At 70.5% G+C, this 15005-nt stretch carries 15 protein-coding genes; 7 read left to right on the forward strand and 8 right to left on the reverse strand.

Annotated elements, in window-relative coordinates; all coding sequences use genetic code 11:
* Nucleotides 1-19: 19 nt before the first annotated feature.
* The 3 genes from ACIBVN_RS03655 to ACIBVN_RS03665 are packed head-to-tail and all read right to left on the reverse strand — an operon-like array spanning nt 20 to nt 3596.
* Nucleotides 20-2140, reverse strand: a complete 2121-nt coding sequence (locus ACIBVN_RS03655) for an NACHT domain-containing protein (protein ID WP_397132276.1) — start codon at nt 2138-2140, stop codon at nt 20-22.
* 51 nt (nt 2141-2191) lie between these two features.
* Complete coding sequence (locus tag ACIBVN_RS03660; RefSeq protein WP_397132278.1) at nt 2192-3433, reverse strand: YcaO-like family protein; 1242 nt, start codon at nt 3431-3433, stop codon at nt 2192-2194.
* A gap of 37 nt (nt 3434-3470) precedes the next feature.
* A complete protein-coding gene (locus ACIBVN_RS03665; RefSeq protein ID WP_397132280.1) occupies nt 3471-3596 on the reverse strand; it encodes a hypothetical protein in 126 nt (41 codons plus the stop codon).
* A 247-nt stretch (nt 3597-3843) separates the two neighbouring features.
* On the opposite strand from ACIBVN_RS03665, the gene ACIBVN_RS03670 reads away from it, so the two are divergent.
* Genes ACIBVN_RS03670 through ACIBVN_RS03680 form a run of 3 tightly spaced genes read left to right on the forward strand, consistent with a single transcriptional unit; the run spans nt 3844 to nt 6329 of the window.
* Nucleotides 3844-4680 (forward strand): hypothetical protein, encoded by an 837-nt coding sequence (locus ACIBVN_RS03670; RefSeq protein ID WP_397132281.1) that lies wholly within the window; start codon nt 3844-3846, stop codon nt 4678-4680.
* Between the two features lie 4 nt (nt 4681-4684).
* Nucleotides 4685-5116: an IS200/IS605 family transposase gene (tnpA, locus tag ACIBVN_RS03675; RefSeq protein ID WP_397132283.1), complete on the forward strand. Its 432-nt coding sequence runs from the start codon at nt 4685-4687 to the stop codon at nt 5114-5116.
* On the forward strand, nt 5109-6329 hold the full coding sequence (locus ACIBVN_RS03680; RefSeq protein ID WP_397132285.1) for an RNA-guided endonuclease InsQ/TnpB family protein: 1221 nt from the start codon (nt 5109-5111) through the stop codon (nt 6327-6329). Before tnpA ends, ACIBVN_RS03680 begins: the two co-directional genes overlap by 8 nt.
* A gap of 16 nt (nt 6330-6345) precedes the next feature.
* On the opposite strand, the gene ACIBVN_RS03685 is transcribed toward ACIBVN_RS03680, so the two are convergent.
* Nucleotides 6346-7215: a hypothetical protein gene (locus tag ACIBVN_RS03685; protein ID WP_397132287.1), complete on the reverse strand. Its 870-nt coding sequence runs from the start codon at nt 7213-7215 to the stop codon at nt 6346-6348.
* 223 nt (nt 7216-7438) lie between these two features.
* On the reverse strand, nt 7439-8305 hold the full coding sequence (locus tag ACIBVN_RS03690) for an SAM-dependent methyltransferase (protein WP_397132289.1): 867 nt from the start codon (nt 8303-8305) through the stop codon (nt 7439-7441).
* A 269-nt stretch (nt 8306-8574) separates the two neighbouring features.
* Here ACIBVN_RS03690 and ACIBVN_RS03695 point away from each other — a divergent pair, with 269 nt between their 5' ends.
* Nucleotides 8575-9171 carry a TetR/AcrR family transcriptional regulator gene (locus ACIBVN_RS03695; protein WP_397132291.1) on the forward strand — a complete coding sequence of 199 codons (597 nt, stop codon included), beginning with the start codon at nt 8575-8577 and terminating at the stop codon, nt 9169-9171.
* Entirely contained in the window at nt 9168-10970 is a 1803-nt protein-coding gene (locus ACIBVN_RS03700; protein WP_397132293.1) for an alpha/beta fold hydrolase, read from the forward strand. The genes ACIBVN_RS03695 and ACIBVN_RS03700 overlap by 4 nt, the downstream gene beginning before the upstream one ends.
* 5 nt (nt 10971-10975) lie before the next feature.
* Here ACIBVN_RS03700 and ACIBVN_RS03705 read toward each other — a convergent pair whose 3' ends face one another.
* Nucleotides 10976-11479, reverse strand: coding sequence for a GNAT family N-acetyltransferase (locus tag ACIBVN_RS03705; protein ID WP_397132295.1), 504 nt, complete (start codon nt 11477-11479; stop codon nt 10976-10978).
* Between the two features lie 148 nt (nt 11480-11627).
* Between ACIBVN_RS03705 and ACIBVN_RS03710 the strand changes: the two genes are divergently transcribed.
* Nucleotides 11628-12254, forward strand: a complete 627-nt coding sequence (locus tag ACIBVN_RS03710; protein ID WP_397132297.1) for a TetR/AcrR family transcriptional regulator — start codon at nt 11628-11630, stop codon at nt 12252-12254.
* A 9-nt stretch (nt 12255-12263) separates the two neighbouring features.
* On the opposite strand, the gene ACIBVN_RS03715 is transcribed toward ACIBVN_RS03710, so the two are convergent.
* Complete coding sequence (locus ACIBVN_RS03715) at nt 12264-12602, reverse strand: helix-turn-helix transcriptional regulator (protein ID WP_397132299.1); 339 nt, start codon at nt 12600-12602, stop codon at nt 12264-12266.
* A gap of 218 nt (nt 12603-12820) precedes the next feature.
* Here ACIBVN_RS03715 and ACIBVN_RS03720 point away from each other — a divergent pair, with 218 nt between their 5' ends.
* A complete protein-coding gene (locus ACIBVN_RS03720; RefSeq protein WP_397132301.1) occupies nt 12821-13189 on the forward strand; it encodes an STAS domain-containing protein in 369 nt (122 codons plus the stop codon).
* A 116-nt stretch (nt 13190-13305) separates the two neighbouring features.
* Here the strand turns inward: ACIBVN_RS03720 and ACIBVN_RS03725 are convergent, their stop codons facing one another.
* Nucleotides 13306-14931, reverse strand: coding sequence for an SMI1/KNR4 family protein (locus tag ACIBVN_RS03725; RefSeq protein WP_397132303.1), 1626 nt, complete (start codon nt 14929-14931; stop codon nt 13306-13308).
* Nucleotides 14932-15005: the final 74 nt, after the last annotated feature.

The raw sequence follows: 15005 nt of genomic DNA on the forward strand, positions 1-15005 counted from the left end.
CTGACCGGGCAACCGCAGGTCAGGCGCCTCCTCCCGGTGAGCCGACCCGCTCACGCGCGAGATGCTGCTGCAGCTCGACGTGCCGGAACTGGTAGTACGGTCCCTCGGTGCGCAGCAGGCCCAGGCGATGGGCGTCGTCCAGGAAGTCCATGGCCCGCAGGGGCAGCATCCCCTTGGTGGCCAGACGGGGGACCGTCAGCTTGTAGGCCAGCCAGGCGTGGTGGCGGCCCAGGACGAGCCCGAACAGCAGTCCCAGCACCAGGCCGACCACGATCGTCATGGCCAGGGGGAGCGCTGAATACAGCAGGACGCTCGTGGTCGCGAGCCCGACCACGAGCCCACCGAGGATCCGGATGGCGGTCAAATTCCTGTCGGCCTGCCAGGTCGAACGCGGGGATCTCGCCGTCAGGTCAGCGGTGGGGCTCTCGACCCAGCGGATCAAGCTGAGCAGGGCGACATAACCGACGAAGGACAGCAAACCAATTTGCGCCGAGGATGTCGGGGCGAATTCCGGCGTCCTGCTCGCGTAGGGCATGAGCCATCCGACGATGGCCCCCAGGGCTCCGACGATCAGCCCGTCCCGGAGAGCGGGAAGGAGCTCGGCGAGCCGGCCGCGCAGGTGGAAGTCGGCGTGGCCCGGCGACTCGGTGAACCAGGAACCGATCAAGGTCTCGGCCACGAGCGCGGAGAACAGCCCGATCATCGCGCCGAGGCGAGGCTCCCCTGTCAGCAGTCCGAAGGCCAGCCAGACCGCGGCCCCGATCGCGATGGCGGCCCCGATCCGGACCGTGCGGCTGGAGGTGTAGCGGGCCAGATGCCACCACGCCACGTCGTGCATGCCGTTGCGCGCGAGCTGGCGGGACAGGTACGTGAGCCAGCGGTCGACCTGCTCCGGCGTCCACCTGTGTTGCGGCCGGAACGGCTGCGGCGGGCCGTCGGCGGGCGTACGCGTGCTCACCAGGGCGGGAATGAGCTGGTCGCACAGATGGTCGTGCAGTTCGGCCGCGCCGGCGCGCCCCAGCTCAAGCAGCGGACTCGGATCCACCCGCGGCGCGATATAGGTGGCGCGGACCAGCCAGAGCCCCAGAGACGTCGAAGTGACCTCGGACAGGGCGGGAACGGTGCCCTTGCGCAGCTCCTCCAGGACGTGGGGCCAGACGGAATGGGGCCGAGGGGGCAGACAGGCCTCCAGGTAGTCGGCCGCCGCGGCGGGGGACATGGGCTGTGGCTCGATGACCGCCGCCGCCGTGAGGACGTCGCCGATCTCCTCGACGGACTCGGCGAACTGCTCCGTACGGCAGGTGAGGATGAGCTGGTCGGTCTCGTACATCGACCGGTTCAGCGCGTTCAGCATGTCCGCGCGGGCGGTGTCGGGCAGCTCGTCCAGCCCGTCGATGACGGGCAGCACCTCGCCCCGGGCCACGAGCGTCTCCGGCATGTCCACGCCGAGGTCCTCCGCGCGCAGCGCCGGATAGTCCATCGCCAGGCTCGCGGCCAGCCAGTCCTGCAGCCGCTGATAGACGCGGTCGTCCCAGCGCGCGGCCGACAGCAGCACCGGGACGGGCTCATCCGGCTCCCGCGTGCGCAGCAGTTCGAGCACGAGCTGCACGGCCAGGGTCGTCTTCCCGGTGCCCGGACCGCCCAGGATGACCAGCCGGCGACTGCGCAGGGCGCGGAAGTTACGTGCCATGTCCGCGATGTGCACATCCAGGCCGGGAAAGGCCACGGTGCCCTTGGCGATGATCTCGGGACGGTCGGCGAGCTCGCGGCGCCCGGCCGAGTGCCAGGGCAGCGGCATGGGCTCGGGATCGCACAGCGAGCGCAGGACCGTCTCGTCGCGCCACTGCTGGGTCACCAGCCCTCCGAGGATGTCCTTCGCGGTGGCGACGTCGGCGGACGTGGGCGCGGCCGTGGCGGCGCCGCGCTTGCGCCACCAGGACAGGAACTGCACCAGGCCGTTACCCAGCCCTATCGCACCCGTCGCCATCGCTAGGAGCTGCGCGAATCCGGCCGATATCCCCCATTCCTCCGGCAATCGGGTGACCACGGTCAGGGTCAAGGTGGTCAGGGCCAGGAGCAGAACTCCTAGCGCTACCGACATCTTCGCCTTTCGGTTCTGCTGCCAGGATCGTGCAGACATGAAACCTCCCGCATAAGGTCGATGAGCCGGAAAACCTTATTGAGGGAACCGTCAATCGGGCGGTGTCGCTTCGAACATCTTCCCGGCCGCGGCTGCCTGCCCTCTGCGGCCGGGCAGGACCAGGTTGCCGTCGGTGACGAGCATGAACCGCTCCAGGCCCGGCACGACCACGTGCACGGCGGTGACCCCGCCAGGGAGCGTGCGCACCCTGCGGTGGTAGGCCGCGTGGCCCCGCGCGGCCAGCATCGCGGCCACCTTCCGCAACTGGCCGGACGGCGGCGCGGCCGGCTCGGCGGCCCGGGGGAGGGCGACCACGTGTGCCTGGTGCAGGAGGCCGGTGAGATCGAACCGCCCGCACGCGTGCAGCGCGGGGTACGCCGCCAGCCCGGCCAGCTCCCGCCCCGCCGGGGCCCCGGGGAGGCGCTCGCCGAGGGTGGTCTGGACGAGCTCGGTGAGGGCGCGCCAGGCGGCGTAGGCCGGGTCCAGGGAGGTCCCGGCGCCGCGCCGGTGCGGATGGCGGGGGGTGGGGGCCGTGTACGCCAGCATGGTCGGCACCCCGATGTCGCTGGTGATGTCCAGCAGGTGCGCCGGCGATCCGGTCAGCTCTTCCGCCGTCGCGCGCGCTCGCGCCAGGCCGTACGGGAGCGTCTCCGGGTCGATCAGCCTGGGCCGGAAGCCGCCCCCGCCGAGGAAGGCCCGCGCCAGGAGCAGGGACAGGCAGTCCCGCTCGATCGCCTCGTTGAGCGCGTGCAGCAGCGCCTCGGTGGCGGTGACGCCGGTGGCCGAGCCACTGTTGCAGCTGTAGCGCATGAGGTCGGTGTAGTCGCAGTCGTCTCCGGCCAGCTCGCGCAGCCGTACGGCGTCCGTCTCGACGTACCACGGGGCGGACAGGAACAGCGGCACCAGCGCCTCCCGCCTCCCACCGAGGGCGCGATAGCGCAGGCAGGCCATCCGCCGCCCCGGCATCCGGGCCAGCAGCAGGGCGCAGGCGTCCCCGCCCAGCGGCCCCGCGGCGATCCGGGCGGGTGTGGCCGGCTCCACGGCGGCGGGGGCGAACGTGGCCGGGCCGGTGAGGTAGTGCTCGACGGCCTCGAACAGCGCGCCCACGCGAGCCTCCTCCGGGCGGCCCTTCCCCATGCCGCACGCGACCGGCGAGCCGTCCCCGGCGTCGCCGTGGAGCTCGCACCACCAGGCGGTCGGATCGCGGCCCCGGCCCGCGTCCACGAGCTGCGCCCGCAGGCCCAGCTCGGCCAGTGCCGCCGTCGCACGCCTGGCGGCCTCGCGCAGCGGCACGGCCCGCTCGACTTCAGCGCAGGGATCCCGACGGTGCCTAATGTTCGTCATCATCGGTCATCGCGGTCAGCAGTTCTTCCAGCCGGTCCAGCTCGGCCCGGGTCAGTTGTTGGGCCCGTCTGTCCAGCGACCCGGGAGTCCTGAAGTCCACGCGATTTCCCATGACACTATCCCCCTCGTTTCGCGCCTTAATTCTAACTACGCCTGGACAAAGTGCCAGAAAAGTGGACTAATCGGTATTTGGATGCGGATTTACATAATTGGGGGATTGGTGCTCCGAGTGGGGAGACGGCGGGTGCTGTTGTAAGCGGGCGTGACTGCTGTGGAGCTCGCTGCGGCCGGTTCGCGGAAGTGGTGGACTTTTCGCGGCCGTGAGCCGATTATGTATTTCTGATTCCCAGGATCGCGGGATGCCGTCGGGGCGGGGCTCGGTTGTTGACCATTTGGTGAGGCGACGCGTGACCGAAGTTGACTACGACGAGATCGAACGATTGCAGGAGCGCGTCAATTCTTACGAGCTGATGTCCGCGCTCACCCCGGCCGAGTTCGACGAATATTTCGCCGCCGAATCCGACCTGGAGAACAGGATCGCCGCATTCGCCGATCTCTGCGCCGGATACCTCAACTTCAGCACGGCGAGCGACGCCTTCGACGAGATCATCGAGCTGAACCGGCGGCTGCGCGAGATCTGCGGGTGCGAACTCGACCGCACCGAGCCGCCGCCCGCCGAGGAATACCGGGACCGGCTGCGCGGCGCCCAGATCGAGGCGCACGCGCTGACGTTGCTCGCCGAAGGCGTCAAACGGACCTTCCAGGCCGAGGACCGGCGTCTGCGCGGCGATCTCAACTCGACCCTCGCTTATCTGGAGGGGGCCCGCGAATATTTCATCGAACTGGCGAACGGCCCTTCCGGGCAGGCCCACCAAGGGGTCCTGAGAAACGCGATCACCGACGCCAACATCGCCTTCCACCGGGCCACCTCCAATCTGCGGCAGGGCCACCTCACGAGCGCGCTCGAAGGCTTCCAGCTGGCCCAGACGTTGTGCGAGAACCTCGACCCGCCCGCAGTCGGCGCGTACGCGGCGATGAACCGGAACTCCATCAGGTCGAAGGCAGGGGACTGCTCCCTTCAGGGAGCGGGGAATGCCGGGCGGGAAGGCGCGCTAGCGCCTGAGCGTGCCTTGTGCCGCAGGTCTGTGCGGGTTCCGGCGAACACCGGTGTTATAAGAGCATCATTGTTATACTGATCGTGTGTCTCGTCAGGTGCGTACTTCCCCCGGTGCGGCCTACGACTTGGGCTACCACGTGGTGTGGTGCTCCAAGTATCGGCGGCCGGTCCTGGGCGGCCAGGTCAGGGCCCGGCTGGGGGAGTTGCTGCGTGCCAAGGCCGCTGAGCACGATTGGGAGATCATCGCCTTGGAGGTGATGCCCGACTACGTGCATCTGTTGGTCAAGCCGCATCCGAAGGACTCCCCCTCGTACGTGGCCAACCAGTTCAAGGGCTACACCTCCCACCACCTGCGGGCCGAGTTCGATCACCTGCGCTCCCGGCTGCCGACCTTGTGGTCGCGCTCATACTTTGTGGCCAGTGTGGGCGCGGTCAGCGCGGCCACACTCCAGCGGTACATCGACACCCAGTACGAGCGCGTCCCCAAGGCCGAGAGCGGGGGCGAGGATGCGTAGGTCGTTCAAGTTCCTGCTGCGGCCGACCCGGCACCAGCAGATCGCTCTGACGGCGATGCTGGACGATCACCGGGCGTTGTACAACGCCGCGCTGGAGGAACGCCGCCAAGCGTGGCAGCGCTCAAGAGTTTCGATCCGGTACGGCGATCAGTCCGCCCAGTTGAAGGAGATCCGGGAGGCTGACCCCGAGGGGCAGGGCCGCTGGTCGTTCACCAGCCAGCAGCAGACCCTGCGGCGGCTGAACAAGGCGTTCGAGGCGTTCTTCCGCCGCATCAGGGCCGGTCAGACACCTGGCTATCCCCGGTTCAAGGGCAGGGGCTGGTTCGACACCGTCACCCTGGTCGAGGGCGACGGCGCCAGATGGGACTCCCAGCCGCACCACCCGGCCGCGACCTACCTGCGCGTGCAGGGCGTCGGGCACCTGCGGGTGCACCAGCACCGGCCGATCGCCGGACGGGTCAAGCAGATCGAGATCAAACGGGAGGGCTCGCGCTGGTATGTGATCTGCTCGTGCGACGACGTGCCCGCTGTGCCGTTGCCTGTGACCGGCCGTGAGGTCGGGGTGGACATGGGTGTGGCGCACTTCGCGACCGTGAGCGAGCCGATCGAAGGCGTCACCGACGAGGGCGGGCATATCGCCAATCCGCGCTACCTCAAGACCGTGCAGGAGGAGCTGGCCGCCGCGCAGCGGGCCTACGCCCGCACCAGACGCGGCAGCACCCGCAGGAAGAGGGCCGCCAGGAAGATTGGGCGGATCCACCGCAAGGTGGCCCGGCAGCGGACCGACCACGCGCACAAGACCGCGCTTGGCCTGGTCCGCGCGGCCGACGTGATCGCGGTCGAGGACCTGCGCATCGCGAACATGACCAAGAGCCCTGCGGTGAAGCCTGACCCGGAGCAGGCGGGCCGATTCCTGCCCAACGGGTCAGCGGCGAAGGCTGGGCTGAACACGAGCATCCTGGACGCGGGTTGGGGGGTGTTCCTCGCGATCCTCACGAACAAGGCTGAAAGCGCCGGTCGGGACGTGATCACGGTGGATCCCCGCAACACCTCCCGCACCTGCCCCGAATGCGGGCACGTGTCAGGGGAGAACCGCACCACCCAGGCCGGCTTCGTCTGCGTCATGTGCGGGTACGCCGCCAACGCGGACGTGGTCGGGGCGAGCAACATCAAGAGGGCCGGGCTGGTCCTCCGCGACGCCCGCGCGGCGTAGCGAGAAGCCACCCCGTTTACGGGGTGGAGGAGTCACAGAGATGGCGAAGTACTCGGCGCGCGGGGTCCGCGGTGGTGCCGGGCCGTTCGCGGCGTGCGGCATCCGCGGTGGTACCGGACCCTTCGCGGCGCGCGGAGTCCGCGGTCGTGCCAGGTCGTTCGCGGCGCGCCCGATCAGTGCCTGATGGGTCGCGGCGGGCCGGGTCCGTGCCGGATCGGTCGCGGAACGCCTGGTCCGAAGCGGTGCCGGGGTGGGACCGATACGGCGGGTACGAGCCTGACGGGCGTGCGTGTGCTCCGGACGCGTACTCCCTCTCGTCGGCGTCGGCCGATTCCGCGGAAGCCTGCCTGCGCATCCGCCGGGCCGCGGCGGCGGCGATCAGGGCACCGGTGAAACCCAGGACGGTGGCCGCGGCTCCGGCCAGCAGACCCGGCAGAGCGGACGCCCCCTCCTGCGGGCCGACGTGGACCAGGGCGACGGGCTCGCCGGGCTGCGACAGGGAGCCGGGGTCGACCGGCGGCGAGAGCATCCGGAGCACCCGGTCGGCCTGGGGGTCCGAGTAGAACCAGACCTTCTTCGCGAACGGCGCCACAGCCCGGCACACCGGGGCGTCCTTTTTCTCCAAGCACGAACTCCACAGCTGGAGGTTGTCGACGAGCATGATCGTGCCGTCCACTACCGCGGGGTCGATGGTCTCGATCGCGGCGGGGGCGGCCATGGACCGCGGGTTCTCGCCGCGGGCGTCGACAAGGAGGAGTCTCTGCTGCTGGGGTCGCGTACCGCCGAGGACGAAGGCCAGGATAAGCACTCCGATCGCGGCGAGCGCTATTCCGATCCCCAGTTGCCGCAATGGAGGCAACGCGCTGGATCTGCCGCGGTTTGTCATGGCGGAATCATAGACGGGAAATCCTTGCATTTACCTTGCAGGGCAATTGACCCCGTCGAATGCCGTACTTATGAGAAATTTCTGAACGACCCAAATACTCCACCGATAAGGTGGACATAAATTGACGCATTCGCGTCGGAAATCTCGTTCAGGTAACGGTGTTGACCGGTGGGGCTGTTGTGCCGGTCGGAACAATCATGAAATATCCCGATAAATCAGGTCGTCAGGGGATGCGGGCCACGGCGCCGTAGTTGCCCGAGGAGCAGGGTTCGTCGCGGCAGGCGGGATCGCGCTCGATGGGGCAGGCGAGGTCGCGCTCGGCGGGTCGCCACTCCGGGACCCACACCAGTCCGGGTTCGATCAGGTCGAGGCCGTCGAGCAGGGCCTGGACCTCGTCCCGCGTGCGGACGGCGAGGCGGGGCAGCGTCATGGCGAGCATGCTCCGGATGGCGGGCAGCAACTCCGGCGGGATGCCGTCGAACGTGGTGTGCAGCAGGCCGAGGAAGCTGCCTTTCGGCGCCGCGTGCTGGAGCCGCTTGACGACGAAGTGGGCGCTCTCGTCGTCGTCGAGGCAGTGGGTCGACACCAGCAGCACCGCGAGGGGCCGGTCCCAGTCGAGGAACGTCTGGACCACGTGATCGCGGAGCAACTCGTCGATCTCGCGCATGTCACCGTCCACCACGCGCACCAGGTCGTTGAAGGGCTCGATGGTGGCCTGCGCCATGGTCATCACCATCGGGTTGCTCTCCACGTACACGACACGCGGGCCGGGGTCCGGACCGGGGCAGGCGCGGCGCGCTATGTCGTGCAACCGGTGTCCGGCCGGAAGGCCGCTGGGGACGCCGCTTCCCACGATCAGGAACTGGTCCACGCCCTCGGCGGCGGCGAGGTGGCGTACCGCCCGGGACAGGAATTGCAGCACGGCGCGCGCCGCGGTGGTGAGGGCGGGGGTTACTTGATCGAAATGGCGCACCATGTCCTTGTCCACCAGGAAGTTGTTCTTCCCGCCCGCCGCCGCGTCGAAGATCCGCGTGATTCTGGCTTGCGTCGTGTCGAGCTTGGCCAGGTTTCGGACAGCACGTTGGTGCATGAGCGTTGCCCCTTTCCCCTTCCGCCACCTGCTTGCGGTAAGCGATCTTTGGACTTCACTCGATGACTATGACCATATGTTCCAACAATTCCAGTCAATGGCAATACGATAGACCGGTTATTTCGGGAAATGTTTGTGACCAGAATCTTCGTGTCGGGGCGCCGGGCGGTGATCGCCGAGTCCGCCGAGGACCACATTTCCGCAGGTGGGCGGATGCCGGAGCAGGTCGCCGGTTGCGCAAAATATGTAGACTGGTCTACTTTTATGCCATGGTGACAGACAAGGGTGCGCGGACGAGCGGGCGGCTGGTGGCGTCGATGCTCGACCTGATCCAGGCACGCGGCTACAGCGGCACGGGGCTCAACACGGTGACGGAGCATGCAGGGGCCCCGAAGGGGTCGCTCTACTTCCACTTCCCCGATGGCAAGGAGGCACTGGGGGAGAAGGCCGTCGAGCTGGCGGGCGACCAGTTCCGCAGGCTCGTGACCGAAATGACCGCCGAGGCGGCGAGCCCGGGAGACGTTCTCCGGCGCGTCGCCGACGTCCTGATCGGCATCCTCACCGGCAGCGACTACCAGCTCGGCTGCCCGGTGTCCGTGGTGACCCTGGAGATGGGCGCGCACAGCGAACGGCTCCGCACGGCCTGCGCGGTCGCCTTCGAGTCCTGGATCGGACCGATGACCGAGCACCTCGTCGGCCGTGGCCACGCGCGTCCGGCGGCGCGCGCCGTGGCCACGACCGTCGTCAGCGCGCTGGAGGGCGCGGTGATCGTGTCCCGCGCCCGGCGCGACGTGGAGGCGCTGCGCCACGCCGCCCAGGTGCTCGGCGATCTTCTCGACCAGCCGCCCGCGAAGGAGACCTCATGAGCAGGCACGCGCTCGTGTTCGGGGCCACCGGGTTCGTCGGCCGGCATCTGATCCTCGCGCTGGACCGGGCCGGTGTCCGGGTCATCGTGGCGACGCGCGACAGCGGGTCCGGCGCCAGGCTGGGCGCCTGGCTCGCCGAGCACGGCTGCGGGACCGTCCCTGCCGACGTCCGAGTCGACTTCGACGCGCCCGCGTTGACCGAGGGCGGCGCCGTGGGCCTGGAGGACGTCACCGAGATCTACAACTGCGCGGGCGCGTACCGGTTCGGGATGATGGCCGAGGAGGCACGTCACGCCAACGTCGACAGCGTGCGGGCGATCGTGTCGTTCGCCGCGCGGCTGCCCCGATTGCGGCGGCTCGTGCACGTTTCCGGCTACCGCGTGGGCGGCCAGGACCCCGCCACGGTGCCGTGGAGCGATGACCTCGTACGACGTGCCTACCAGCGCCTCGGCCCCTACGAGGCGTCCAAGGTGGAGTCCGACGCGGTCCTCCAGGCCACCGCCGACCGCCTGGGCGTGCCCTGGTCGATCGTCAACCCTTCCAGCGTGATCGGCGACAGCACGAGCGGCGAGTCCGACCAGCAGCTCGGGCTCGCCTCCAGCCTCAAGGAGATCTGGCGCGGCTCGCTCGCCGCCCTGCCGGGGAACGCGCGGACGTTCGTCCCCGTGGTTCCCGTGGACCACCTGGCACGTTTCATGACGCTGCTTCCTGAGGACCCGGCAGCCGCGCGAGCCGCGTTCTGGATCCTGGACGACGACACACCGCCGCTGCCGGAGCTCCTCTCGCTCGTGGGGCGGCACTACCAGGTCGAGGTCCCGCGGCTGAGGGTCCCCGTGTCGCTGATACGGCGCCTGCCGGCCGCGCTGACCAGGTCGGACCCGGAGACCTTGACCTTCCTGTCGGCCGACCGCTATCCGACGGGGCCGGCCCGCGCGCTCGCCGAGCGTCACGGACTCGCTCTCCCGGGCACCACCGAGTCGATCCTGCGGTGGGCGGACCACCTGGCCGCCCACCGGTTCGGGGCCGTGCCCGACCGGCGGCCGGTACGGCGGTTCACCCGGCACGCGGGCGTGCGGACCTTCGGGATCGGCGAACCGGGCGCGCCGACCCTGGTGCTGCCCGGCCTGCCCGTCAACGCCGACACCTGGGCCCCGGTCGCCGTCGCGCTCGGGCATGCCCGCGTGGTGGACCTGCCGGGCCTCGGACTGAGCGCGGGGCGTCCGCGGGACCTGCGCGCCTGGCTGAGCGCTCTGGTGGCGGAGAACGGCCGCGTGCACCTTGTCGGCCACTCCATCGGCGCCGCCGCCGCTGTCGAGGCGGCCCTGGCGCACCCGGACCGGGTCGGGCAGCTCACCCTGGTGTCGCCCTTCTTCCTCCAGGCCCGCGCCGGGCTCGCCACGCGGGTGGCCCCGCTGACCCGCCTGTACCTCCGCCGGGCGCGGCCCGCTGCCCTGTCGCGGCTGCTCACCGGGGACGCGGCCCATGCGGGACGGCTCGACTCCAGCGCCGAGGACCTGCGCCGGGGCCGGGTCGCCGCCCACGCGGCGCGGCTGCTGTCCGCCGCAGGCCGTCCGCGATGGCGCGGCGAACTCGGGGCGAAGCTCGCCCGCTACCAGGGCCGCGTGCACGTGATCGTGGGCACCGAGGACCCGCTGACCGGCCAGGGCCGGGCGCTGCTGGACACGCTCGGGGCGCGGGCGAGGGTGACCACGATCAAGGGGGCGGGCCACCATCCCCAGCTCACGCACGCGGAGGAACTGGCCGAAGCGATCCAGGAGGTCGCCTTGACGCGCGGATGACCCCGTCAGGGTGTCTTCCGGTAACGGGTCATCGGGCCGAGCAGGCCGGGCACCACCTCGAAGGGGGTCATGCCGAGCCGCTCGATGACCGCGACCGACGCGGCGTTGCCCTCGTCGACCTCGGCGAGGACTTCGGGCAGCCCAAGAGGGCCGAGAGCGTATGCCACCACCGCGCCGGCGGCCTCGGTGGCATAACCCTTGCCCCACGCGCTGGGCTCCAGGCTGTAGAAGACCTCGAGCCCGAGCTCCTCCAGCGGCCGCAGCCCGGCCGTGCCGATCAGGCCGGGCTCGCCGTTCCTGTCCCGGATCAGCCAGAGACCGTGGCCGCCCGAGGCGAAGTCCCGCCCGCTGTCCTCGATGACCTCAGCGATCTCCGCCGGAGACAGGACCGCTCCGTCGAAGAGGAAGCGCCGCACGTCGGCGCCGGTCCAGTGAGCCGACAGCTCGGCATGGTCGGCCACGGTCACCGGGCGCAGGGTCAGGCGCTCCGTCATCAGCACATGCTGCATGGCGGCCACCCTATGGCCGGACGGCCACGCCGCCGGCAGGCGGACCAGGCGGAGGTGAACTGGAGCGCGGCGGAACGCGTCGACTCGTCGAGCCGGGCGTCGGGAGTTATATTCAATATAGTCAGCGTAAATCATTAGGGTGCAAGGCATGGATGCAGAGGTGGGCCGGCGTCGTTACGACTCGTTGCGCCGCACGGCACAGGCGCTGGAGACACGTGCCGAGATCGCCCGCGCCGCGCGCCGGCTCTTCGTCGACTGCGGCTGGGCCGCCACCACCGTGCGCGACGTGGCGCGCGAGGCCGGGGTCTCCGTGCCGACCGTCTACTCGGTGTACGGCAACAAGGCCGGGCTGACCCGGGCGCTGGCGGACGCGGCAGACCTGTCGGCTGACCCGTCCCAGCAGCTGGCGGAGCTGGAGGCCGCGGCGCAGGACCCCGCGCGGCAGCTGGCCGCGATGGCCGGCTTCGACCGGCGCCTGTACGAGCGCGCCGGCGACGTGATCACACTGCTGCGCGAGGCCGGCCGTAGCGAGCCGGAGCTGGCGGCGGTCTACCGCGACGGCCGCAGGCGGGCCGACGAGACCCGCATGGCGGTGTTCTCCTCGTGGCCCGCCGGAGTGCTGCGGGAGGGCCTGGATGTGGCCGCCGCCGCCGACATCTACGCGGGCCTGTGCAGCATCGACGTCTATGCCACGCTCACCGCCGAACGCGGCTGGCCGCCCGATCGGGTCGAGCGGTGGTGGCGCGAGGCGCTGGTCCGCGAGCTGCTGAGCTGAGCCCGGCGGTCAGGACGCCGGCGGGGCGTCGGAAGCCTGAGCGGTGGACAGGTCGTGCTGCGTGAACACGTCGATGAGCAGGCGGACCGGCAGTCCGGCCTCGGTGGGGTAGCGGAAGTGCTGCTCCAGGTTGAGGCTGTAGTGGTTGCGCCGCCCGATGCGGGTGCGGGTCAGGTAGCCGGCCTCGTAGAGGTCGCGCACGATGTTCTGGGCGGTGCGTTCGGTGATGCCGATGCTGGCGGCGATGTCGCGTAGTCGTACCTGGGGGTCTCGGGCGATCTCCACCAGCACGCGGGCGTGATGGGTCAGGAACGTCCAGGTGGAGGGATGGTCATCGAATGTGCTCACGGCTCACTTCGCCTCCTCCGCCCCCTGGGTGCCGATCCCGTGGAGCGGGTCAAAACTGGTTACCTGAAGATCTTATGGCGAAACGGCTTTCCGGTAACTGGCTTCGGGGATTAGTCTTGTGGCGCGGACCATGCCGTCGCAAGCCCAGCTGACCCCTACTACGAGGACGCCATGCTCGTCACCGTTGTGCAGGCGCTACCGGCGCTCTGAGCCCCGCCATGACCCCTCTGAGACTGGAATGCCGGCAGCTGATCACGGGTGTGCTGATCTCCGTCGCCGGCGAGATCGACTGCAGCAACGCCGGCCAGCTCGAGTCGTACACCACGCAGAGGCACCTGCACGGACAGCCCGTGGTGCTCGACCTGAGCGGACTGACCTTCATGGACAGCAGCGGCCTTCATACGCTTCTACGACTCGACGCCGCCGCGCGCCCGCCGGGGCTGTACCTCGCCGCGGTGCACGCCATGCCGGCTCGCGTGCTGCAGATCACCAGGGTGTGGGACGTCCTGAACGTCCATCCCACCGTGGAGGAGGCCGTCGAAGCGGCGCTCGGCGATGACATAGCCGGTTTGCCCGAGTCCCCATGACCCCCATGCTCACATGTGACCTGTTTCTCGCGTTCACCGGGTAGGTGTTGATCCCGGGCGCCCTCGCAGGAGCAGCACCAGCGCGCCCCGGACCTGATCGCGACGAGGGGCCGGCCTCAACGCGGCCGGGCGTACCGCCCCGTGCGCACCAGCACGTCGGCGGACTCCCCGGCCAGGTCGATCGCCCAGCCGGCCGCCGTCCGCGGCGACGGCTCGAGGGCGTGGTGGGCCCGCTCGGCCGACCGCCACCAGGTCTTCTCCCGGCGCGGCTCGGCGGCCAGCCCGGCCGCCGCCAGCCCCGCCGGGTGACCGGCCCGCTTCCACAGCTCCTCCCACTGCCCGCGGCGCAGCCGCAGGTAGAGCAGCCCCTTCAACTCGCCGAGCACGCCGATGTCGCGGATCGCCGCCCGGGACAGATCCAGCCCGTACAGCCGCGGGCACGACCGCAGCGGCGCCAGGTCCACGGGCCGCGCGGTGCTCAGCGCCATCATCCGCAGCGTGGCATGGCCGGCCAGCGGCGCCAGGTCGATCGGGTCCATGGCCAGGTCCAGCAGTTCGACCGGGGTGTCCTGGAGCGGCGCCAGGTCGGCTCCCGGGCAGTTCTCCACCCGCACCTCCCACAGCGCCGGCGCTCCTCGTACGGGCCCGAAGTCGGCGCAAGGGGCGTCGCGCACCGACAGGCGCTCGATCCCGTGATGCATGGCGGGCATGGACGCCGCGCCGGCGCCCGTGACCGTCAGCGAGCCCGGCTCCTCATGCGCGTCCCGGCCTGGGTCGCCGAGGTCGACCCAGAGCCCGCCCCGCTCCACCCGGTAGGCGCCCGCACGCAGCGCGTCGACGTGCCGCCGCAGCAGGCCGGTCACCGAATCGGCGACGTAGGCCGGGCCGCCGCCGTGGTGCAGGCCCATCCGGATGACCTGACCGGGCCGCCCGCCCGGCCCCGGCGCCAGGTCCACGGCCAGGAAGTCGCCGTCGGTGCTGGTGGCGAACGGGATCCAGCGCGGATGGTCCGACATCCGGCGCACCGCCAGCGGCGCGCCCGCGCTGGTGATGACCGGGCGCTCCAAGTGATCGCGCCAGGTACGGCCCGCCGCCCACCACCGGTTCTCCCGACGGCTCTGGTTCTCCAGCAGCTCGAGGCCGAACCACGGATGCCGGTCCAGCAGGCCCTCGCCGCCGTCGCCGTCCACGTGCGTGTAGAGGGCGCGCAGGTCGTCGGGGAGCGGTGCCGGCAGCCGGGTCTCCAGCCGGGCGCGGCGGGCCCCGGGAAGCGCGGGCGGCGGCGCGTACATGTCCCTGCCCAGGATCCGGTCGCGTTCGCTCAGGTACGCCCCGAGCAGGGCGACCGCCTCCCGCGGATCTCCCGCGGGGGCGGCGCTCGCCGGGCCCTGCTGGAACGTGCCCGGCTCGGCCGGCAGCGCGTCCCGATCGAGCACGTACAGGAAGCCGTTCCCCTCATCGCGCTCCAGTGACTTACTGATCACCGCCTCGAACCGGCCCTTGGCCTCGACGACTAGTTCGACGGTGAGCCGGCCGCTCGGCGCGCCGGCGAGGTCGTGCAGCGCGGTCAGCTCCGGGTGCACGTCGATGGCGTCGCCCGCGCCCCCGGGCTCGAACCTGAGGCCGCGATGACCCGACCCGCCGCGACCGGTCGCGAACCCGCGCAGCTCCGCCCGCCGCCATCCGGAGGGCGCCCCCGCCGAGATCTTCTCGGCCATCGCACGGAGCACGTCGTCAATCACGCAGCACACCTCGTCCTCGGGAAACGCGGCCCCCTTTCTAACATGGGCTGATCATTTCGAGGACGGTGCTGTCC

It is taken from the genome of Nonomuraea sp. NPDC049400, assembly GCF_044466425.1.
Taxonomy (GTDB): Bacteria; Actinomycetota; Actinomycetes; order Streptosporangiales; family Streptosporangiaceae; genus Nonomuraea.